At 70.5% G+C, this 22,003-nt stretch carries 16 protein-coding genes; 6 read left to right on the plus strand and 10 right to left on the minus strand.

Annotated features, from left to right (window positions below; all coding sequences use genetic code 11):
* The first annotated feature begins 174 nt into the window (after positions 1-174).
* The gene (locus tag AAHG09_RS12060) at positions 175-1,503 is read left to right on the plus strand and encodes a nucleotide disphospho-sugar-binding domain-containing protein (protein ID WP_342107454.1); all 1,329 of its coding nucleotides are present in this window, start codon (positions 175-177) and stop codon (positions 1,501-1,503) included.
* Positions 1,504-1,521: 18 nt separating this feature from the next.
* Here the strand turns inward: AAHG09_RS12060 and AAHG09_RS12065 are convergent, their stop codons facing one another.
* From AAHG09_RS12065 to AAHG09_RS12075, 3 genes are all read right to left on the minus strand, one after another.
* Entirely contained in the window at positions 1,522-4,860 is a 3,339-nt protein-coding gene (locus tag AAHG09_RS12065; RefSeq protein WP_342107455.1) for a PAS domain-containing protein, read from the minus strand.
* On the minus strand, positions 4,857-6,179 hold the full coding sequence (locus AAHG09_RS12070; protein ID WP_342107456.1) for an O-antigen ligase family protein: 1,323 nt from the start codon (positions 6,177-6,179) through the stop codon (positions 4,857-4,859). The genes AAHG09_RS12065 and AAHG09_RS12070 overlap by 4 nt, the downstream gene beginning before the upstream one ends.
* 441 nt (positions 6,180-6,620) lie before the next feature.
* Entirely contained in the window at positions 6,621-7,634 is a 1,014-nt protein-coding gene (locus tag AAHG09_RS12075; protein ID WP_342107457.1) for a CobW family GTP-binding protein, read from the minus strand.
* Positions 7,635-7,928: 294 nt separating this feature from the next.
* Here AAHG09_RS12075 and AAHG09_RS12080 point away from each other — a divergent pair, with 294 nt between their 5' ends.
* The 3 genes from AAHG09_RS12080 (at position 7,929) to AAHG09_RS12090 (ending at position 14,090) form a co-directional block, all read left to right on the plus strand.
* Positions 7,929-9,254: an efflux RND transporter periplasmic adaptor subunit gene (locus tag AAHG09_RS12080; RefSeq protein ID WP_342107458.1), complete on the plus strand. Its 1,326-nt coding sequence runs from the start codon at positions 7,929-7,931 to the stop codon at positions 9,252-9,254.
* A gap of 16 nt (positions 9,255-9,270) precedes the next feature.
* Positions 9,271-12,420, plus strand: a complete 3,150-nt coding sequence (locus tag AAHG09_RS12085) for an efflux RND transporter permease subunit (RefSeq protein ID WP_342107459.1) — start codon at positions 9,271-9,273, stop codon at positions 12,418-12,420.
* A gap of 134 nt (positions 12,421-12,554) precedes the next feature.
* Complete coding sequence (locus AAHG09_RS12090) at positions 12,555-14,090, plus strand: efflux transporter outer membrane subunit (RefSeq protein WP_412760030.1); 1,536 nt, start codon at positions 12,555-12,557, stop codon at positions 14,088-14,090.
* Positions 14,091-14,257: 167 nt separating this feature from the next.
* Here AAHG09_RS12090 and AAHG09_RS12095 read toward each other — a convergent pair whose 3' ends face one another.
* The 4 genes from AAHG09_RS12095 to AAHG09_RS12110 all read right to left on the minus strand — a co-directional run bounded on the left by AAHG09_RS12095 (position 14,258) and on the right by AAHG09_RS12110 (position 18,633).
* The gene (locus tag AAHG09_RS12095; RefSeq protein WP_342107461.1) at positions 14,258-15,049 is read right to left on the minus strand and encodes a flagellar hook basal-body protein; all 792 of its coding nucleotides are present in this window, start codon (positions 15,047-15,049) and stop codon (positions 14,258-14,260) included.
* 115 nt (positions 15,050-15,164) lie between these two features.
* Complete coding sequence (locus AAHG09_RS12100; protein ID WP_342107462.1) at positions 15,165-15,656, minus strand: secondary thiamine-phosphate synthase enzyme YjbQ; 492 nt, start codon at positions 15,654-15,656, stop codon at positions 15,165-15,167.
* Positions 15,653-17,578, minus strand: coding sequence for a cisplatin damage response ATP-dependent DNA ligase (locus AAHG09_RS12105; protein WP_342107463.1), 1,926 nt, complete (start codon positions 17,576-17,578; stop codon positions 15,653-15,655). The genes AAHG09_RS12100 and AAHG09_RS12105 overlap by 4 nt, the downstream gene beginning before the upstream one ends.
* Positions 17,575-18,633, minus strand: coding sequence for a ligase-associated DNA damage response exonuclease (locus AAHG09_RS12110; protein WP_342107464.1), 1,059 nt, complete (start codon positions 18,631-18,633; stop codon positions 17,575-17,577). The genes AAHG09_RS12105 and AAHG09_RS12110 overlap by 4 nt, the downstream gene beginning before the upstream one ends.
* A gap of 68 nt (positions 18,634-18,701) precedes the next feature.
* Between AAHG09_RS12110 and AAHG09_RS12115 the strand changes: the two genes are divergently transcribed.
* Complete coding sequence (locus AAHG09_RS12115) at positions 18,702-19,646, plus strand: class I SAM-dependent DNA methyltransferase (RefSeq protein WP_342107465.1); 945 nt, start codon at positions 18,702-18,704, stop codon at positions 19,644-19,646.
* A gap of 67 nt (positions 19,647-19,713) precedes the next feature.
* Entirely contained in the window at positions 19,714-20,508 is a 795-nt protein-coding gene (locus AAHG09_RS12120) for a YoaK family protein (protein ID WP_342107467.1), read from the plus strand.
* Positions 20,509-20,566: 58 nt separating this feature from the next.
* On the opposite strand, the gene AAHG09_RS12125 is transcribed toward AAHG09_RS12120, so the two are convergent.
* The 3 genes from AAHG09_RS12125 to arfB all read right to left on the minus strand — a co-directional run bounded on the left by AAHG09_RS12125 (position 20,567) and on the right by arfB (position 21,921).
* Entirely contained in the window at positions 20,567-20,998 is a 432-nt protein-coding gene (locus AAHG09_RS12125) for a carboxymuconolactone decarboxylase family protein (RefSeq protein WP_412760033.1), read from the minus strand.
* The gene (locus AAHG09_RS12130; RefSeq protein WP_342107469.1) at positions 20,998-21,369 is read right to left on the minus strand and encodes a MerR family transcriptional regulator; all 372 of its coding nucleotides are present in this window, start codon (positions 21,367-21,369) and stop codon (positions 20,998-21,000) included. The genes AAHG09_RS12125 and AAHG09_RS12130 overlap by 1 nt, the downstream gene beginning before the upstream one ends.
* Before the next feature lie 120 nt (positions 21,370-21,489).
* Positions 21,490-21,921: an alternative ribosome rescue aminoacyl-tRNA hydrolase ArfB gene (gene arfB, locus AAHG09_RS12135; protein ID WP_342107470.1), complete on the minus strand. Its 432-nt coding sequence runs from the start codon at positions 21,919-21,921 to the stop codon at positions 21,490-21,492.
* Positions 21,922-22,003 lie beyond the last annotated feature (82 nt).

Raw genomic sequence — 22,003 nt, forward strand, 5'->3', positions numbered from 1 at the left:
CGCCGATGGTGCGCTGCCGCACGAAGCCGTTCACGCCCCGTAACCAGATGGATCGGCGGGCGATTTTCCCTCCGACACCGGCGCACGATCGCGCCCGGGGCGCCCGATCGAGACGGCGCCAAAACCCCGACGGGGGCGAGGCCGGTGACGCTGGCATCGCCCAAGGAGGCCCCGATGAAGATCCTGATCGCCGCAACGCCGCTCACCGGCCACATCAACCCGCTGCTCGCCGTCGGCCGCGCCGCCGCCGCGCGGGGCGACGACGTGCTCGTGCTGTCCGATGCGCTGTTCCGCGAGAAGATCGAGGCGGCGGGCCTGCGCTTCACCGCCTACGCCGACAACGGCTCGGCCACCTTCCGGGAAACCGGGCTGCCGGCGGGCCCCGAGCGCTACCGGCGCGAGTTCCAGCGGCGCTTCATCGATCCGATGCCGGGTCAGGCGGAGGTGCTGCGCGGGCTGATCGCCGACGAGGCGCCGGACGTGATCGTGGCCGGCAGCCTGTTCCTCGGCGTGCTGCCCCTGCTCCTCGACGCGGCGCCGCGGCCGCCGATCGTGACCGTCAATGTCAGCTTCCTGTTCCTGGATCGGCCGGACCACGCCCCGGTCGGCCTCGGCCTGCCCCCCGCCCGGGACCGGGCCGAGCGGATCCGCTACGCCGCCCTGAAGGCCGGCATGGACGCGGCCTTCACCAACCCGGTGCGGGCCTACACGGACGGCGAACTCGCCAGGCTCGGCCTGCCGCCGCTGCCGGCCTCCCTGCCGCATTCCATCGTGGTGCTGCCGGACCTGTTCCTCCAGCCGACGGTGCCGGGCTTCGAATACGATTACGGCACGCTGCCCCCGGGCCTGCGCTTCATCGGGCTGCTGCAGCCGCCCACCCCACCGGCGCCCCTGCCGGACTGGTGGCCGGACCTGGAGGCCGCGAACGCGGCCGGCAAACCCGTCGTGCTGGTCACGCAGGGGACGCTGGCCAACGCGGATTTCGGCGAGCTGGTCGAGCCGGCCCTGGCGGCGCTCGCCGACCGGGACGATCGCCTCGTCCTGGCCACCACAGGCGGACGGCCGGTCGCGGCCCTGCGCGGGCCGATCCCCGCCAACACGCGGGTGGCCAGCTTCCTGCCGTTCCGCGATCTGCTGCCGCGGGTCAGCGTGCTGGTGACCAACGGCGGCTACGGCAGCGTCAGCCAGGCGCTGGCCGCCGGGGTGCCGATCGTCTCGGCCGGCCTCACCGAGGACAAGGCCGAGGTGAATGCCCGCGTCGGCTGGTCCGGCGCCGGCATCAACCTCGCCACCAACGCGCCGAGCCCGGATGATTTGCGGGAGGCGGTGACCCGGGTGCTCACCGAGCCGACGTTCCGGCAGCGCGCCGGCGCGCTCCAGGCGGCCTTCGCGAGCCGGGACGCCATGGCGGGCATCCTGACGGCCGTGGACGACCTCGCGCGGTCCGGTCCGGTCCGCAGCGGCGGAGCGGGCCTCGCGGTGCCGCTGGCGCGGTCGGCCTGAAGGCGCCCGGGCGGGCGTTCAGGCCGCGCGCAGCTGGCGGATCGCGCGCAACGCCGTCGCCCGCTGGACCTCCAGGCGCCGGATCAGCGGCATCAGGTCGGCCCCCGCATGGGCGGCCGCCTCGACCTCCCGGCACAGGCTCGACAGGCCGACGAAGCCCAGGAGCCCCGCCGCCGCCACGAGGGCGTGCGCGTCGTGGGCGATCTGAAGCCGGTCGGTCTCGCTCGGCCGGAACCGCTCGGACAGCTCGTTCGCCAGGAGATCCAGCAGCGCGCCGACCCGATCCGCCCCGAAGCTCGACTCCATCTCGGTGAGCACCGCGGCGTCGAGGATGGCGGCATCGACCTGCGCGGCCCGGTTCGACTCCTCCGCCCGTACCGGTCGACGGGCGCCGGGCGCCGACCAGCGGCTGATCGTGGCGAAGAGATCGGCCCGGCGGAACGGCTTGCCGACGTAGTCGTCCATGCCGGCCGCGCGCAGCTCCTCGATCTGGGTGGGCAGCACGTTCGCCGTCATGGCCACGATCGGGATATCGCAGGCCGGCGGCGCCAGGGCGCGGATGCGGCGGGTGGCGGTCAGCCCGTCGACCCGGGGCATCTGGACATCCATCAGAACCAGATCGTAGGGGCGGCCGCCCGCGACCGCGGCGGCGACCGCCGTGATGGCCTCGGCCCCGTCGCCCGCCACCTCGACGGCGTAGCCCTGCGATTCGAGCACCGCGCAGGCCAGCTCCTGGTTGAGCGGCACGTCCTCGACCAGGAGCAGGCGCAGTTGCGCGGCGTCCTGCTGTGCCGTGGCGGGCGCTTGGGCGGTGGCTTGCGCCCGCGGCCGGGCGCTCTCGTGCGCCTCGCGCACAGCTTGACCTGCGGCCGCTTCGGCGCTCCGCGGCAGGGTCAGGCGGAACCAGAAGGTCGATCCCTGACCCTCGCGGCTCTCGACGCCGATTGCGCCGCCCATCAGCGTCACCAGATGGCGGGAGATGGCCAGTCCCAGGCCGGTGCCGCCGAAGCGCCGGCTGATCGAGCCGTCCACCTGGCTGAAGCGCTTGAACAGCCGGTCCTGCTGGGCCGGCGCGATGCCGATGCCGGTATCGGTCACGGCGAAGCGGATGACGTCGCCGGGGCTGCCGTCGGGGGCGGTGCCCGCGCCCTCCCGCTGCACCGTCAGGGTGACGGAGCCCGCGGGGGTGAACTTCACGGCGTTGTTGAGGAGGTTCAGCAGCACCTGCCGCAGGCGGCCGGGATCGCCGACCACGTGACCCGGAAGCGCCGGGTCGATCCGGGCCTCGATCGCGAGGCCGCTCCGGATCGCGCTGCCGCGCACGATCGAGACCGCGGCGTCGACGGTGGAGACCAGCGGGAAGCCGACCGGATCGAGGGTCAGCTCGCCGGCCTCGATCTTGGAGAAATCGAGGATGTCGTTGACGACGGTGAGGAGCGCCGCGCCCGAACTCTGGATCAGCTCTAGGCGGCGCCGGTCCTCGTTGCCGAGATGCCCCTCGTCGAGCAGCAGGTCGGCATAGCCGAGGATGCCGTTGAGCGGCGTGCGGATCTCGTGGCTCATGGCGGCCAGGAACTCGCTCTTGGCCGCGCTCGCCCGCTCGGCCTCGGCGCGGGCGGCTTCCGCATCGCGCGTGGCCGTCCGCAGGGCCGCCTCGGCGGCCTTGCGCTCCGTGATGTCGAGGTGGAGCCCGACCATGCGCTGCGGCTGCCCCTCGGGCCCGAACACGGTCCGCCCACGGGCGTAGAGCCAGCGATCGCCCACCCGGAACTCGGCCGCGTAGGGCGTCGAGGTCTCCACCGCCCGCCGGATCTCGTTCCAGACGTCGCCGACATCCTCGGAATGGAGCAGCCCGGTCCAGTCGGCGGCGGTGATCGTGTGGGTCAGGCCGGTCTCCGGCAGCCCGTGCATGCGCGCGCTCTCGGGGCTCAGGTTGGCGAGCCCGGTGCGCATGTCCCAGTCCCAGGTGCCCGCCTCCGCGGCGTCGAGGGCGATCCCCAGGAGCCCGCGGGCCTCCTCGACGGCGAGGCGAGCCGTCACGATGTCGTCGACATCGAGGGCGGTGCCGAGCCATTCCAGCACGGCGCCGTCCGCGGGATCGAGGCGGATCGGGACCAGGGATACCTTGTGCCAGCGGTAGACGCCGTCGTGGCGCCGGATCCGCCACTGGCCGCTGAAGCCCTCGCCCGTCGCGACCGCCCGGGTCCAGGCCGCCTCCATGGCGGCGGCGTCGTCGGGATGGTTTCGCGCGAGGCGCTGGGCCCGGTCCGACCCGATCGGCCCGTAATAGGCCTGGAACTGCGCGTTGGCGTAGGTCGCCTGCCCGTCGCCGACCCGCATGGTCCAGATGAGGATCGGCAGGGTCTCGGCGAGGCCGCGATAGCGCAGCTCGCTGCGGCGCACCTCGTCCTCGGCGCGGCGGCGCTCGGTCACGTCGATGAGCACGCCGGCGAGGCGGGCCGCGTCCCCGTCCTCGCGGCAGACGCCGCGCACGACCACGTGGCGGATCTCGCCGCCGGGCCGCAGCAGCCGGGCCTCGAAGTCGAAGCTCGCCCGGCGCGCGATCGCGTCGGCCACGATCGCCTCGAGCCGCGCCCGGTCGTCGGGGTGGTAGAGCTGCGCGAAGGCGTCGAGGCGCGGCGGCGGCGCCCCGGGATCGCGTCCGGCGATCGCGTAGAGGCTCGCCGACCAGACCGGCCGGCCGTCGGCGAGATCTACCCGCCAGTTGCCGACGCCGGCGAGCTGCTCGGCCATGGTCAGCTGCTGGTTGGCCGCTTCCTGGGCCCGGGCGCGGGCGTTGATCTCCCGGTGCTGCTCGCGGATCAGGGCCTCGCGGATCGCCGCCCGCTCGATCTCGCGGCCCCGGCGGGCATTGGCCTCGGTGAGCCGGAGGTGGGCGAGGACGATGTCGGTGAGGTCGCGGAAGGTCGCGATCTCGTCCTCCGAGAGGCCGTCGCGGGGCTCCGGATCGAGGAGGCAGAAGGTGCCGATCCGCAGGCCCGGCCGCAGGCTCAGCGGCAGGCCCGCGTAGAAGCGGAAGCCCCCGGCGGCGACTCCCGGCATGGCGCGGAACCGCGGGTCGGCCTGGGCATCGGGCACCACCAGCAGGGCGTCGCTGCGGATCGTGTGATCGCAGATGCCGTCCGCGCGCGGGATCGCCCCCGGCAGGTCGATGCAGGGCGTCTTCGGCCACAGCGCCGTGGCGTCGATGAAGTTCACGAGGGCGGTGCGCACCCCGAACAGGCGGCGGGCGGTGCGGCAGACGGCGTCGAAATGCGGCTCGGGCGCGGTGCCCAGGATGCCGAGGGCCTGAAGGGCCGCGAGCCGCTGCGTCTCGCTATCCGGCTGTGTGCTCACGTGACGGCCTCCGGATGCGAACCCCCGACCGGCGATCCGCTGGCCCGGGGCGAGGGATGGCCCGCCCGGGACCGCGTTTCAAGCGCGCGCCGATGCGGCCGACCCACGCGCAGCCGCGCGGCTTCGAGCGCCCAGACCATGCCGAGCATCATGTAGACGTGCCGCCACTTCTCGATGTCGATCTGGAAGGCCTGCAGGAAGAACATCAGCAGAGCCGGCCAGACGATCTGGGCGTGCGCCCGGAACGGCGACGGCCGCACCAGAAGGCGGAAGCCGACGAAGCCCGTCGTCAGCACGAGCCCGATGAACACCGCCCCCCCGAGCCAGCCGCCGTTGGCGAAGGAGCCGATGTAGGAATTGTGCGGCTCCAGCCCGAAGACCAGCCGCCAGTGCATCGGCCCCATCCCGAACGGGCGCTCCAGCAGCATGGCGAGGCCGCGGATCTGGTTGCCGAAGCGGCCGGTCTCGCCCTGATCGTAATCCTGGGTCAGCGCCGCGCGGGTCTCGAACATCTTGTGAACGTGATCGACCGAGAGCAGGCCGATCACCGCCACGGTGCCGAGCACGAGAGTCGCGAGGGTGAGGAGCACGATGCGGCGGCGTAGGCGTACCGAGGTGCTGCCCGCATAGACCGAGCCGACCATCAGCAGCACCGCGACGGCGCTTCCGCCCCAGGAGCCGCGGGAGAACGACAGGAAGATGCCGGCCACGATGATCAGCAGGCCGGCCAACGAGACGAGCGGCCGGCGCGACGAGCCGGTGAGCAGGCCGTGCATCAGGTAGAGGGCGCCGAGCGTCAGGAACGAGCCGAACACGTTCGGATCCTGGAAGGTGCCGGACGCCCGGTCGTACTTGTAGAACAGGTCCTCGATGCCGAGCCATTGCAGGTAGCCGACGATGCCGAGCGCCGCCGAGAACACGCAGCTCGCCGTATAGGCCTTGAGCGCCAGCTCCATCCGGGCGTGGGTATCGTCCGCGAAGAACACGGCGAAGAAGATGCAGGTGATCACGAGATAGATCAGCTGGATCGTCCAGGTGACCGGGAATTCCTCGTTGAGGTAGGGCAGCAGCGCGCAGACGATCGCCGCGAGGTAGAGGAGCAGCAGGGCCACCAGCGGCACCGCCCCCCGGTGCAGGCGCACGCCGAGGCAGAGCCACAGGACGATCGTGGGGATCGCCACCGCGTCGTAGGGCGACGTGTCCGAGAACGCGAAGCAGGCGAAGAAGATGAAGGCGGCAAACAGCGCCTTCGCCATCGCCTCCACGGCGAAGCGGAGCGGGATTCCGGGCGCGGTTCCGGCGGTTGCGCTGTGGGCCATGATACGCGGGCTCCGCGGGCCCGATACGCAGGCCCGCAGCCGCTAGGGTGACATTCAATCGTTGAGAATCGGCTTCGGGGCCGAAACAGGGGTGTCGACGGCTTTGGAGATGAGATCCAGGAGGCGTCGATCCCCATTCCGCCGGCTTGCCAACTCACAGGTCCGCTTCGCCAACGGGCTTCAGGATCGAGCGCGGGTCCCCTCTCCCGCACGGGAGAGGGACAGGGTGAGGGATGAGAACTCCCAGGAAGAGACTCAACCTTTCCCGCGTTGATGGCGCGCCCGGTTCTGAGACTTCGCAGCCCTCACCCCAACCCTCTCCCGCACGGGAGAGGGGGCGCGTCGCGCTCAGTCGCAAGCGTCGGCGTCTAACCTGGAGATGTGGACAGATAACCCCTGCGGGGGAGGCCCCCTCGTCTCAGACCGCCATCCTTCAGCCCCTCACACCCGGCAGGCCTCGAACCCCTCCCGGATCGCCGCCTCGTCGAGGTTCCGCCCGATGAACACCACCCGGGACACCCGCCTCTCGTCCTTGCCCCAATCGCCCTGCACGTCCCCGTCGAGGATCATGTGGACGCCCTGGAAGACGAAGCGCTTCGGCTCGTTCGGGAAGGCCACGATTCCCTTGCAGCGCAGGATGTCGGGCCCCTGGACCTGCGTCAGGTTCGAGATCCAGGGCATGAACTTGTCCGGATCGACCTCCCCCTCGATCTTCGCCGAGATCGAGCGGATCTCGGAATCGTGGTGATGGTGGTGCCCCTCCTCCAGGAAGTCGGGCTCCACTTCGAGGATGCGGTCGAGGTCGAAGGCGTTGCGCTCCAGCACGGCGTCGAGGGGTACGGCGCAGTTCTGCGTCCGGTGCAGCTTGGCCAGCGGATTGATGGCGCGGATCTCGGCCTCGACCCGGTCGAGGTCGGCCGGCGCCACGAGGTCGCTCTTGTTGAGCAGGATCACGTCCGCGAAGGCGATCTGGTTCTTGGCCTCGGGGGCGTCCTTCAGGCGGTCGGTGAGCCACTTGGCGTCCGCCACCGTCACAACGGCGTCGAGGCGGGCGGCCTCGCCCACGTCCTGATCGACGAAGAAAGTCTGGGCCACCGGCGCCGGGTCGGCCAGCCCCGTGGTCTCCACGATGATCGCGTCGAACTTGCCCCGGCGCTTCACCAACCCGTCCATGATTCGGATCAGGTCGCCGCGCACCGTGCAGCAGACGCAGCCGTTGTTCATCTCGAACACTTCCTCGTCGGCGCCGACCACGAGGTCGTTGTCGATGCCGATCTCGCCGAACTCGTTGACGATCACGGCATAGCGCTTGCCGTGGTTCTCGGTGAGAATCCGGTTGAGGAGCGTGGTCTTTCCGGCGCCGAGATAACCGGTGAGCACGGTCACCGGGATCTTGCCGGAGGTCGATCCAGCTTGGATGCCGGCTTGGGCGGGGGCAGAGCGCGTGTCGGTCATGACGGCATCTTCGCGGTGTGACGGCGGATCGGGCAAGGCTGGGCCCACGATCGTTGTCATATTGTAACAAATCCCCGCAAAGGAAGACGGAGCCACACGGTTTCGCGACCGGGGCCGCCAATCGATTGCACGTCGGGCAAGCTTTGCTCTAGGCACGGGACGCCGCAGCGGAACACCCGCGCGGTCCGCCATAGAAAAGCACCAGCGATCGCATTGATACGGGCGGCGTTCCGCGCGAATCGTATCCGCCTCAGCCAGACCGGTCTCTTCGTCCGGACGCAGAAGAACACGCTCATGGACGCCCGAAACCCGCTGGAACAGGACGAGACTGCCCTGGCGCCGCCGCGCGGTCGCCGGTGGACCGGGCCTCTCGTCCTCATCGTGCTGCTGGCGGCCCTGGGCGGCCTCGCCCTCGCCTTCCCGGATCGGGCCCGGGAGACCGCCGCGGGCGTCGCCGGCTCGGTGGCGAGTCTGTTCGGCGGTTCGAGCAATCCCGATCCGGGCATCGACGCCGTGAAGGCCGGCCCGGTGGAGCGGGTGTTCCGACCCTCCAAGGAGCAGCGCGCCGCCTTCGAGATCCTGCCGGTGGCCACGCAGGTGTTCCGCCCGGAGGGGGCGGCCGAGGGGCGCATCGCGCTGAACGACGACGACAACGTGCCGGTGGTCTCACCCTATGCGGGCCGCGTCACCAAGGTGCTGGTCCGGGCGGGCGACGACGTGAAGGCCGGCGACGTACTGCTGACGCTGGAGGCCACCGATATGGTCCAGGCGCAGAACGACTATCAGGCGGCGCTGAACAACCTCGGGAAACAGCAGGCCTTGCTGAAGCTCGACCAGACCATCGCGCAGCGCCAGCAGGAGCTGTTCCAGGCGCACGCGACGGCGCTGAAGGATTACCAGTCGGCCCAGAACGACGTGATCGCCGCCCAGAGCGACCTGAAGACCGCCGAGGCGGCGCTCGACGCGGTGAAGAACCGCCTGCGCCTGCTCGGCAAGACCGACGCCGAGATCGCCGCCTTCGAGAAGAAGGGCACGATGAGCCCGGAGACCCAGATCCGGGCCCCGATCGCCGGCACGATCGTCCAGCGCAAGGTCGGCATCGGGCAGTATCTCTCCGCCTCCAGCGATCCGGTCTTCGTGATCGGCGACCTGTCCACGGTCTGGCTCGTGGCCAACGTGCGCGAGAGCGAGATCCCGCGCATCCGCATCGGCCAGGAGGTCGAGGCGAAGGTCGCGGGCTTCGGCACGCGGGTGTTCAAGGCCCGGGTGAACTACATGGCCTCCAGCCTCGACCCGGCGACGCGCCGGCTCGCGGTGCGGAGCGAGGTCGACAACCCCGACCGGGTGCTGCGCCCGGAGATGTTCGCCACCTTCACGATCATCACCGGCAAGGGCGAGCCGAGCCCGAGCATTCCGGTGGCCGCGATCGTGTACGAGGGCGACCGCACCCATGTCTGGGTGGCGCGGCCCGACGGGGCGGTCGAGGCGCGCGACATCAAGCTCGGGCTGATCAACGGCGACAGCGCCCAGGTGGTCGACGGGCTGAAGGCGGGCGAGCAGGTCGTGACCCGCGGCGCCCTGTTCATCGACCGGGCGGCCAGCGGCGACAAGGCGTCCTGAGCGAGGATCCGGTCCGATGAACGCCCTGATCGCCTTCTCGCTGCGCCAGCGCGTGCTGGTGGTGCTGCTGTTCGTGGTGATGCTGGGCATCGGCTACGGCGCCTACACGCAGCTCAACATCGAGGCCTATCCCGACCCGGTGCCGCCGCTGGTCGACGTGATCACCCAGAACCCGGGGCAATCCGCCGACGAGATCGAGCGCTACATCACGATCCCGCTCGAGGTGGCGCTCGCCGGCATCCCGAACGCCCAGGTGGTGCGCACCATCTCGCTGTTCGGCCTGTCCGACGTGAAGGTGCAGTTCAACTACGAGTACACGTACGAGGAGGCGCTGCAGCGGGTGCTCAACCGCCTGTCGCAGGCCCCGACCCTGCCGAACGGCGCCACGCCGCAGATCTCGCCGACGAGCCCCGTGGGCGAGATCATGCGCTACAAGCTGGTCGGCCCGGCGGGCTACTCGCCGATGGACATGAAGACCCTGCAGGACTGGGTGCTGCAGCGCCGGTTCAAGGCGATCCCCGGGGTGGTCGACGTGACCGCCTTCGGCGGCAAGGCCAAGGAATACGAGATCGCGGTCGACCTGAACCGCCTGCAGGCGCAGGGCCTGACCCTCGTCCAGCTGACCACGGCGCTCAACAACGCCTCGATCAACGTCGGCGGGCAGACGCTGAATGTCGGCCAGCAATCGGCCGTGGTGCGCGGCATCGGCCTGATCCGCGACATGGACGACATCAAGGACACGATGATCAGCCTCGTCAACGGCACCCCGGTGCTGGTGCGGGACGTGGCGGAGGTGCGCGTGTCGAACGCCCCGCGCCTCGGCATCGTCGGCCACGACGACCAGCCCGATATCGTCGAGGGCATCGTGCTCATGACCCGCGGCGGCAAGAGCCTGCCGACGCTGGAGCGGGTCGAGGCCGAGATCGACAAGATCAACAGCTCCACGATCCTGCCGCCCGACGTGAAGATCGAGCGGATCTACGACCGCTCCGGCCTGATCCACACCACCACCCACACGGTGATGCACAACCTCGTCTTCGGCGTGGTGCTGGTCTTCGTGGTGCAGTGGCTGTTCCTCGGCTCGCTGACCAGCGCGATCATCGTGGCGGCGACGATCCCCTTCGCGCTGGGCTTCGCGATCCTGATCCTCGTCGTGCGCGGCGATTCCGCGAACCTCCTGTCCCTCGGCGCGATCGATTTCGGCCTGATCGTCGACGCCACCGTCATCATGGTCGAGAACGTCTTTCGCCACATCGCCGAGCCCGATCACGTGAAGGGCGAGGCGCCCCCCGCAGGACTCACGGGGCGGCTCGGCACGATCGCGATCGCCGGACGCGAGGTGAACCGGGCGATCTTCTTCTCGGCCACCATCATCATCGTGGGCTTCCTGCCCCTGTTCACGATGACCGGTGTCGAGGGCCACATCTTCGGGCCGATGGCCAAGACCTACGCGTACGCGCTGATCGGCGGGTTGCTCGCGACCTTCACGGTCTCGCCCGCCCTCTCGGCGCTGATGCTGCCCAAGAACCTGGAGGAGCGCGACACCCTGATCGTACGGGTGCTGCGCGTCGGCCACGAGGCGGCCCTGCGCTTCGGCCTCCGGAATCGGATCCTGGCGCTCGGCGTGATGCTGGTGGTGCTGCTGGTCTCCGGTCTCGCGGCGCGCAACCTCGGCCTGGAATTCCTGCCGCGCCTGGAGGAAGGCAACCTCTACGTGCGCGGCACCATGCCGTCCTCGATCTCGCTCGAGGCCGGCAACGCCTACGTCCAGCGCATGCGCAAGATCTTCCAGGAGGTGCCGGAGGTCGTCACCGTGCTCTCGCACCAGGGCCGGCCGAACGACGGCACCGACGCCACGGGCTTCTTCAACGTCGAGATCCTGGCGCCGCTGAAGCCGATCGACCAGTGGCGCAAGGGCCTCGAGAAGGAGACCCTGATCGCCAATCTGAGCAAGCAGCTGGAATCGGAGTTTCCCGGGATCGAGTTCAATTTCTCCCAGTATATCGAGGACAACGTCCAGGAGGCGGCCTCGGGCGTGAAGGGCGAGAACTCGGTCAAGATCTACGGCAACGACCTCGTGCAGCTGACCAAGACCGCCAATGCCGTGAAGGCGGCGCTCGGCACGGTCCAGGGCATCACCGACCTGTCGGTGTTCGAGTCGCTCGGCCAGCCGACGGTGCGGATCGACGTGGACCGGCACAAGGCGGCCCGCTACGGCCTGTCGATCGGCGACGTGAACACCACGATCCAGGCGGCGATCGGCGGCCAGACCGCGGGCGATCTCTACGAGTACGGCTCGGACCGGCACTTCCCGATGCGGGTGCGGCTGGCCAAGGAGTACCGCTCCTCGCTCGCCGGCATCCGCAACATCGCGGTCGGCGCCCAGAACCCGAACGGCGGCGTGATCCAGGTGCCGCTCTCCGAGATCGCCGATGTCGACCTCGTCTCGGGCGCTTCGTTCATCTACCGCGAGGACCAGGAGCGCTACATCCCGGTGAAGTTCTCGGTCCGCGGGCGCGACCTCGGCAGCGCGGTGATCGAGGCGCAGCGCAAGGTCGCCGAGGCGGTGGACCTGCCGCCGGGCTACCGGCTGGAATGGGTCGGGCAGTTCACCAACCTGCAGGAGGCGGCGCACCGGCTGAGTCTCGTGGTGCCGATCACCCTGCTGCTGATCGCGCTGCTCCTCTACATCAACTTCTCCTCGGTGGCCGACATGCTGCTGACGCTGTCGGTGATCCCGATGGCGATGATCGGCGGCATCTTCGCCCTGTCGCTGACCGGCACGCCGTTCTCGATCTCGGCGGCGATCGGCTTCATCGCCCTGTTCGGCATCTCGACCATGGAGGGCGTGATCCTGCTGGCCTACTACAACCAGCTCCTCGACGAGGGCTGGCGGAAGCAGGAGGCGGTCTGGAACGCCGCCGTGGTGCGCATGCGCCCGGTGATGATGACCTGCGTGGCCGCCTGCGTCGGCCTGCTGCCGGCGGCGATCTCCACCGGCATCGGCTCGCAGGTGCAGAAACCCCTGGCACTGGTGGTGGTCGGCGGCATCATCCTGGCGCCGGCCCTCATTCTTGTGATCGTGCCGGTGCTGATCTCCCTGTTCTCCCGCCGCAAGCCGAACCCGGACGCGCTGGCGCGGCCCGCGCATCGGGCCGCCGCGTGAGCCGGCTGACAACGCGGATGCGGCTCGTTGCAGGCACGCCACAACGAACCACCCGCGCGCGCCATCTGGGGACCGCTGCATTGACTTGGATGGGCTCCGCGTCGCTCTACCGGAGTGAGGCTTCCGGGGGCGGAATGGTGATGCGTGCGCCGAAACGGTGCGGACGGGCAGTGGGCGGGCTCGCCGCGTTCCTGTCCCTGTCGGCCTGCGCGGTCGGCCCGAACTACGTGCCGCCGGAGGATCCGCCGGTCAGCCGCTACACCCGGGAGCCGCTGAGGAACCCTTCAGCCGCCGATGCCGTCCGCACCCGCCAGGGCGGCTCGGCCGATCAGAGCTTCGTGTCCGGCGCCGACATCCCCGGCGCGTGGTGGACGCTGTTCCATTCCAAGGCCCTGAACCGCCTCGTCGAGCAGGCGCTCGCCAACAACCCGAACCTCGAAGCCGCGCAGGCCTCGCTGCGGGTGGCCCAGCAGAACGTGCTGGCCCAGAAGGGCACGCTCTACCCGAGCCTGACCGCGACCCCACAGATCCAGGGCGCCCTCGCGCCGGGCCTCGACCTGCAATCGCCCCTGCAGAACCAGTTCCAGTACCTCTACAGCCTCTCCACCCCGCAGGCGGTGGTCTCGTACAATCCGGACGTGTTCGGCGGGAACCGGCGCGGGATCGAATCGCTCGAGGCCACCGCCGAGAATCAGCGCTTCCAGCTGGAGGCGGCCTATCTCAGCCTGACCGGCAATGTGGTGGCGGCCGCGGTTCAAGAGGCGTCCCTGCGCGCGCAGATCGAGGCGACCCGCCGGGTCATCCAGGCGCAGACCGAGATCCTGCAGCTCTACAACAAGCAGCTCTCGCTGGGGCAGATCGCGGGCGCCGACGTGGTGCAGCAGCAGGCGGCGCTGGCCCTGTCGCAGCAGCTCCTGCCGCCGCTGGAGAAGGCGCTCGCCCAGCAGCGCAACCTGCTGACCGCGCTCGCCGGGCGGCTGCCCTCGGATGAGGTGAGCGAGACCTTCGAGCTCTCGGCCCTGCGCCTGCCGAACCGGCTGCCGGTGAGCCTGCCTTCGCGGCTGGTGCAGCAGCGGCCCGACGTGAAGGCGGCGGAAGCCCTGGTGCAGCAGGCGAGCGCGAATGTCGGCGTCGCCCTGGCGAACCGCCTGCCGCAGTTCAGCCTGACGGCGACCGGCGGATCGAGCGCCACGCGGATCGCGCAGCTGACCAATCCGAGTGCGGCCTTCTTCACCATCATCGGGCAGGCGACCGCGCCGATCTTCGACGCCGGCACCCTGTTCCGCCGCCAGCGGGCCGCCGAGGAATCGCTGACCCAGGCTCAGGCGCAGTACAAGGCGACGGTGATCACCGCCTTCCAGAACGTCGCCGACGCCCTGCGGGCGCTCCAGGCCGACGCCAAGGCTGTGGCGGCCGCCGATGCCGCGGTGAGCGCCACCAACCAGAGCCTCGGGCTGATCCGCAAGCAGTACACCGCGGGCGCCGTCACCTCCTCGCAGGTGCTGATCGCCCAGCAGGGTTACCTCTCGGCGCTGGTCACCTCGGCGGCCGCGCGGGCCACGCAGTACGCCGACACGGCGGCGCTGTTCGTGGCCCTCGGCGGCGGCTGGTGGAACCGTACCGACGTGGCGCCGCCCCCGCCCGAGAAGGACCCGCTCAAGATCCTCTGACGTCGCGTGGAGGGCTCCAGTCGTGGTTTCGAAAGGTCGAGACCTTTCGCGGGTCCAGGGCGGAGCCCTGGTGAACATCTCAGGGCCAGATTTCTCAAGTCTTTGCCTGAGAACCCGCCAAAGGGCTTGCCCTTTGGAAACCCCGAACCTTCGGTCAGACTCGGCCGTCACGCATACATCGAGATGGCGTCCTGCAGCATCTGGTCGGCGGTGCTCATCACCTTGGTGTTGGCCGTGTAGGCCTGCTGGGTCTCGATCATCTTCGAGAACTGGTCCGCGATGCCGGCATTCGATTGCTCCACCGCGCCGGCCCGCAGGGTCGCGCCGTTGAGGCCGTAGCTCGGCGTCTCGGACTGGCCGTTGGCCACGTAGGCGCCGCCGTCGAGGGAGGTCAGGTTCTCCTGCGTGCCGAACTGCGCCAGCGTCAGGGTGCCGAGCGGCACGGTGCTGCCATTCGCGGCGGTGCCGGTGATCGTGCCGGCGGACGAGACCGACAGGTCCGCCAGGGTGTTGGCGCCGGTCGGCACCGTGACCGGTGCGTTGGCCGAGGGGCCCGCGAACAGGTAGTAGCCGGCGCCGTTGACGAGGTAGCCGTTGGCATCCGGGGCGAAGTCGCCGCGCCGCGTGTAGGCGGTCTGGCCGGTGAAGGTCGGGCTCTGGTCGGTGCCGGTGTTGGCCCGGACGATGAAGTAGCCGTTGCCCGAGATGCCGAGGTTGGTCGAGACCCCGGTGGATTGCATCGTGCCCTGGATGCCGAGCGTGTCGCGCGTGCTGCTGGCCACGCCGCCCGCCTGCTGCGGCCCGCGCTGCGTCTGCGCCAGCATGTCGGCGAAGTGCGTCTCGGTGGTCTTGAACCCCGCCGTCTGCGTGTTGGCGATGTTGCCCGAGATGTTGTTGAGCGCCAGCGACTGGGCCGAGGCGCCGGAAATCGAGTTCGCGAGCGCGGCGTAGAGGCTCATCGGGGTCTCCGTGGGTCGGAGCCGCAAGACTCCATCCGACAGGGATCATGGGCACGGCATGGTTAACCGCCGGTGTGTTGCCGGCTGTTGCCGATCGGTCCGACTGGGACTCCAGTCACGCACCGATCGCGCTCAGCACGATCTCCCGCCGGTGCGGCCGGTCGCGGTGCTCGATCAGGTAGATTCCCTGCCATGTGCCCAGCGCCAGCCGGCCGTCGACCAGGGGGATGGTCAGGGCCGAATCGGTCACCAGCGTGCGGATATGGGCCGGCATGTCGTCCGGCCCCTCGGCGCCGTGGACGTAGCCGGCGTGGCGCGGCGCGAACCCGTCGAGGGCGGTCATCAGGTCGGTCTGGACGTCGGGATCCGCGTTCTCCTGGATGGTGAGCGAGGCCGACGTATGCCGGCAGAACACCGTCACCAGCCCGCCCCGGATCCCGCTGTCGCGGACGAACGCCGCCACCGCGTCGGTGAAGTCCGTAAACCCCTGCCCCGCCGTCCCGATGGTGAGCCGCCCGCTGGCGTGGCGTTCCACCGCGCCGGAGGCCAGCATCTCCACCGGACCGATCTTCCCCTGCCCACTGCCCTGCCCACTGCCCTGCCTCATCCGGCCTTCTCCAGTAGGGTTGCACCCGGCGCGACCTCGCGCTCGCCCCGGGCGAGGATGCGTTCCAGCACGTCGATCCGGTCGGCCTCCGCGGGGGGCTTGTCCCAGCGGATCCGGCTGACCCGGGGGAAGCGCATCGCCACGCCCGACTTATGCCGAGTCGAGCGCTGCACCCCTTCGAACGCGATTTCCAGCACGAGCCCCGCCTCGCGCCCATGGGCAACCTCGCGCACCGGGCCGAATCGCTTGGTGGTGTTGTTGCGGACGTAGCGGTCGAGCTTGGCCAGTTCGGCATCGGTGAAGCCGTGATAGGCCTTGCCGACCGGCACCAGCTCGTCGCCACCCTCGGGCGCCGCCCGCCAGACCCCGAACGTGTAGTCCGAGTAGAAGGACGAGCGCTTCCCGTGGCCGCGCTGGGCATACATCATCACGGCGTCGACGATGTGGGGCTCGCGCTTCCACTTCCACCACGGACCCTTCGGGCGGCCCGGCAGGTAGGGGCTGTTGCGGCGCTTGAGCATGATGCCCTCGATCGCCTCGGCATCCTCGCCCGCCCCCACCGAGGCCGGATCGGCCCGGGCGGCGGCGAGCGCCTCCCAGTCGGCGAAGGGCACGAGCGGCGAGATGTCGATGCGGGCATGGTCGAGGCGCGTGACCAGAGCCTCCAGCTTCGCCCGCCGCTCCACGAACGGGTCGGCCCGCAGGTCGTCGCCGTCGAGGGTCAGCAGGTCGTAGGCCCGCACATGGGCGGGGAATTCCTCCAGGAGCTTGGCCGTGACAGCTTTCCGGTTGAGGCGCTGCTGGAGCACGTTAAAGCTCTGCACCCGGCGCTCGCGCAGGATCAGCAATTCCCCGTCGAGTGTGCCGGTGAAGCTGATCGCCTCGGCGAGATCCGGGAAGGCCCCGGTGATGTCCTCGCCGGTGCGGGAATAGACCTTGCCGACCTGCACACCGGCCCGGTCGCGGCCGCCGACGAGCTGGACGCGGATCCCGTCCCATTTCCACTCGGCCGAGAACGCCTCCGGCTCCAGCTTGTCGAGGTCGGCCTCCTCCTCGATCGGGTGGGACAGCATCGGCGGCCGGAACGGGGCTGGGTTCAGGGTCTCGGGCCGCTCGGCCCGGCCCTCGACCCAGGCGAACAGGGTCTCGAAGGGCGGCGTCAGCCCGTGCCAGACCTCCTCGACGGCATCGGCATCGTGGCCCCCGAGGGCGCCGACCGCCGTCTTGGCGAGCCGCGCCGAGACGCCGACGCGGAGATTGCCGGTGACGAGCTTCAGCAGCGCCCAGCGCCCGGTCTCGTCGAGGGCGTCGAGCCAGTCGGCGAGGTGCCGGGGGAGTTCGCGCTTGGGGATGGTGGCGAGGGTTTCCACGACCTCGGCCAGGGTCGGGACGTGGGGCGGCGGGTTGTTGTGGCCGAGACCTACGGGCGGATCCCCTCCCCCTTCTGTGGGGGCGGGTGGCCCCCGCGTCAGCGGGGGTCGGGTCGGGACGAAGTCCCGCGAGGGGGGAGCGACGGTGCTGGAGAGGTCGCGACCTTCATAAAGGCTCTCGCCATCTCCAGAAGCCGCGCTCCCCTCTTGCGGGACTTCGTCCCGCCCCCCCCTGCTGCGCAGGGTACCCTCCCCCGCAGAGGAGGGAGGGAGATCCCGCGGGGTCGGCCAGATCAGCGCCGTCGTCTCCGCAAGATCGCCCACGTAATTGTGCGACAGCCGGAACAGCACGGGGTCGATCCGCTCCTCCACCAGCCCCCGGATCAGCGCCGGCTTCGCCTCACGAAAGCTCAGCGTCCCCGTCATGGCGCCGAGGGCGTAGCCGCGCTCCGGGTCGGGCGTGCGGGTGAAATAATCCTGGAGCATCCGCAGCTTGGCGTTGCGGCGGGGCTCGTAGGCGAGGCGGTCGAGGAGATGGGCGAACTCGTTCACGCGGCCGCCTCCGTCTCAGGGCCGGGCTCCGCGGGGGCGGGCTCGGCCTCGCCGTCATCGCCATATCCTAAAAGATGCAGCGGCTTCGCCCGGATACCTTCCGTCCCGCACCAGTGGACCAGCGCGTCCTCCTGCCCGTGCGTCACCCAGACCTCCCCGGCGCCGGTGTCGCGGATGGTGCGGCACAGGTCCGGCCAGTCGGAATGGTCGGAGATCACCATCGGCAGCTCGACGCCCTTCTGGCGGGCGCGGGCGCGCACCCGCATCCAGCCGGAGGCGAAGCAGGTCACCGGGTCGGGAAATTTCCGCGACCACAGATCCTGGATCGACGACGGCGGGCAGATCACGATCGCCCCGTGCAGGTCCTTGCGCTCGGCCGCCACCACCTTCGGCGTATCGCCCAGCGGTATGCCCTCCTCCTTGTAGAGGGCGGTGAGCTTCTCCATCGCGCCGTGGAGGTGGATCGGCCGGTCCCAGCCCTCCTCGCGCAGCAGCGCCATCACCCGCTGTGCCTTGCCGAGCGCGTAGGCGCCGACGATGTGGGCGCGCTCCGGGAACAGCCTGACGGAGTCGAGGAGCTTGCGCACCTCGCCCCGCGTGTCGGGATGGGTGAAGACCGGCAGGCCGAACGTCGCCTCGGTGATGAACACGTCGCAGGGCACCACCTCGAAGGGCAGGCAGGTCGGGTCCGGCGCCCGCTTGTAATCGCCCGAGACCACCACCCGGGCGCCCTCCCGCTCGATCGCGATCTGGGCCGAGCCGAGGACATGACCCGCGGGGGCGAAGCGCACGGTGACGTCGCCGACGCGGATCTCCTCGCCCAGGCGCGCCTCCTGCCGATGTTGGCAAAAGTCCGCGCCGTAGCGCACCGCCATGATCCGCAGGGTCTCGGGCGTCGCCAGCACGTGGGTGTGCCCGGAGCGGGCATGATCGGCATGGCCGTGGGTGATCAGCGCGCGCTCCACCGGCCAGGTCGGATCGACGTGGAAGCGCCCGAGGGGGCAGTAGAGACCCTCGCGGGTCAGGGTGAGGAGATCGCTGGCGCGTATCGGCATCGGGTCCGTGCTGCCGGTGGAGTCCGCCGGTGGCCCCGATATAGTGGCGCCCCCGAACCGGCAGACGCATGGCCCCGCAGCACAGTTCCGGCGACCTCCTCGCCGACCGCCGCTATCGCTACGCGGAGGCCTGCCTGGACGAGGGCGACCACGCGGCCGCCGCGGATCTCGCCGAGCAGGTTCTGGAGATCGCCCCGCGCTACGCCCCGGCCTGGCTGCTGCTCGGCCGGGCGCGGGAGGGGCTGGCGGCGGGCGGCGATGCACCGATGCGCGATGCGGCAGCCCGGGCCTTTGCCTGCGCCCTCGACATCGATCCGGACGACACGTTGGGCGTCCGGGCCCAGCTCGTCCGCCTGGGCGCGGGCGACGGCCTGCCGGCCCTCTCCCCCGCCTACGTGAAGGCCCTGTTCGACGGCTACGCGCCGCGCTTCGAGCGCCATCTGGTCGGGGGCCTCGCCTATGTCGGGCCGGACCTGATCCGAGACGCCCTCCCCGGCCTGCCCGAGCGCTTCGGCACGGCCCTCGATCTCGGCTGCGGCACCGGCCTGATGGGCACGGCGATCCGCGAGCGGGTCGATCACCTGACGGGCGTCGACCTCTCGCCGGGGATGCTGGCCCTGGCGCGCGCCAAGTCCTGGCAGGGCCGGCCGCTCTACGACCGCCTCGTCGAGGGCGAACTCGGTGCGGTCCTGGCCGGAGACGCGGCAAGCTCCGTAGACCTCTGCCTCGCCGCCGACGTGCTGATCTACGTGGCGGATCTCGGCCCCGTCCTGGCGGGGATCGGCCGCGTCCTGCGTCCGGGCGGGCTCGCGGCCTTCACGGTGCAGTCCCATGACGGGACCGGCGCCGTCCTGGGCGCCGATGGGCGCTACGCCCATGCCGATTCCCACGTCGCGGAGGCCGCGTCCGAAGCCAGCCTCGCAGTCCTCACCCTGTGTTCGGCCGGGGTCCGGCGGGAGGCCGGGCTGCCGGTGCCGGGCCGCGTCGTTGTGTTACGCCGCACCGCGGCATGAAACGGTCTCGCTATTCGTCCATTGTCAGTCGGTCGCGACGGGTGCGGCCGCTGTATCGGGGAACAGCATGGCGGATTATGGCAATCGGACGGGTCTTGGCACACCGGAGCGCAAGCCGGAACCGCCGGCCGACAAGTCCTTCCCGGCCGATCCGCGGACCCGCATCCCCTTCGCCATCGCGTTGGCCATGCTGGCGGGCTGCGCCGATTCCATCGGCTTCCTGGAATTCTCCCAGCTCTTCATGTCGTTCATGTCGGGCAACACCACGCGCTTCGGCGTGGCGGTGGCCAATGCCGATTGGGAGAACGTCACCCGGGTCGCCAGCACGATCTGCATCTTCTGCTTCGGGGCCTTCCTGGGGACGCTGATCGCCGCCTGGGTCGGGCGCTGGCGTCTCGCCGTGCTGCTGACCCTCCAGGCGCTGCTGCTGGCGGGCGGGCTGCTGATGCCGTGGGGCACCTTCGCGTATCCGCTCCACGCCTACCCGATCGTGCTGGCGCTGGGGCTCCAGAACGCGACGCTGCAGGACGAGGGCGGCCGCTCCCTCGCGCTGACCTACGTCACCGGCGCGGTGGTGCGCTTCGGCACCGGCTGCGCCAACCTGCTGCTCGGGACGGTGGCGCCGTCATTCTGGATCCAGGCGCCGCTCTGGGCCGGCCTCAGCACCGGCGCGGTGCTCGGCGGGCTACTCGACCTGCGCTACGGCGAATCGGCCTTCCTGTTCCCGGCGGCCCTGGCGGCGATCCTGGCGCTGATCGCGATCGCGCTGACCATCGCCAAGCCGGGCAGCACCCTGGTGGCGGGCTCGTCGCCGGCACCAGACGCGAGCCCGAAGGCCGCGGTGATCGACGCGATCCATTGAGCCGTCCGGCCGAGGGTCGCGGGGCGCTGACGTCCCGCGGCCTCCGCCCTGTCGGGGCTCACTCCGCGGCGAAGGCATCCCGCGCGATGCCGATGGCGTTGAGCGCCGCCGGGAATCCGGCATACGGGATCATCTGCATCACCGTCTCGACGATCTCCTGACGCGAGGCCCCCACACGCAGGGCCGCCCGCATGTGGACCTTCAGCTGCGGCGCGGCCGTGCCCATGGCGGTCAGGGCCGCCACCGTGGCGAGTTCCCGGGTCTTCACGTCGAGGCCCGGGCGCGCGAACACGTCGCCGTACGCGAACTCGACGATGTAGCGGCCGAGGTCGGGGGCGATGTCGTTCAGGCTGTCGATCACCGCGGCACCCTGCGGCCCGCTGATGGCCCGGAGCTGGTCGAGCCCACGCTGGTAGCGATCCGGACTTGCGGATCCCTCGGCCGGCGGAAGCGGCGCCGCGCCGGCCCCCGCGGTACGTTGATCGACCATCATTGGCTGTCTCCACTCTGGGTTTCGCGATCGCGGTAATGTGCGATCTTCGCGTCGAGCGCCGCGACCAGGCCGCGAAGCTCCTCCTGGCGTGCGATGAGGGCCGCCCGGTGCGCTTCGAGCAGGGCGCGCCGCGCGGCCAGGGTGGCGTCGCCCTCCGACCGCAGGCGGCTGTAGGTGAGCCGCTCGCGGATCGGCATGTCCATGGCCTGGAGCTTGCCGAGGAAGCACGCCCAGGCGAGGTCGTCCGCCCCGTAGCTGCGCCGTCCGCCGCCGTCGCGGGCGGTGCGCGGCAGCAGGCCGATCCGCTCGTAATAGCGAAGGGTATCGATGCTGAGGCCGCTGCGTCGGGAGAAGTCGCTGATCTTCATCGGCACGATTCGTCGGTGCCGGAGCGGTGTACGTGTTGGAGCGCGCTCCAGGTCAAGGGCGTCGGCCGTGGCGGCTTCACAGATCCATGACGGCGGGCGACCCGACGTGCGAAGGCTTCGTCAACCCTCGGAATCCCGGACGTTGCCCCGCCCCTGCTTGATCGTGGCGCGGTTCTTCTTGGCGCCGATGCGCCGCTCCTGCGAGCCCCGGGTGGGCTTCGTCGGGCGGCGGATCGGCGGCGGCGGCTTGGCGGCTTCGGCCACGAGGTCGACGAGCCGCTGCAGGATCTCGGCCCGGTTGCGCTCCTGGGTCCGATGCCGCTGCCCGGTGAGCACGAGGACGCCGTCCTTGGTCATCCGCCGCCCGGCGAGGCGCACGAGGTTCGCCTTCACCCGCTCATCGATGGAGGGCGACGCAAGGACCGCCCAGCGGAGCTGCACCGCCGTCTCGACCTTGTTGACGTTCTGGCCGCCCGCCCCGGATGCGCGCAGGAACGACATCTCGATCTCGTCGTCCGCAATGGCGATGCGCGGCGTCACCCGCAACGACATGGCGGCCTCCGGACGGGGTCGTGACCGGCGCGCGCGGGACTGCGACAACGGACCAGGATCGCCATATCGTCTCTCGTGATCC

The sequence above is a fragment of the Methylobacterium guangdongense genome (assembly GCF_038442355.1).
GTDB classification, from domain to species: Bacteria; Pseudomonadota; Alphaproteobacteria; order Rhizobiales; family Beijerinckiaceae; genus Methylobacterium; species Methylobacterium guangdongense.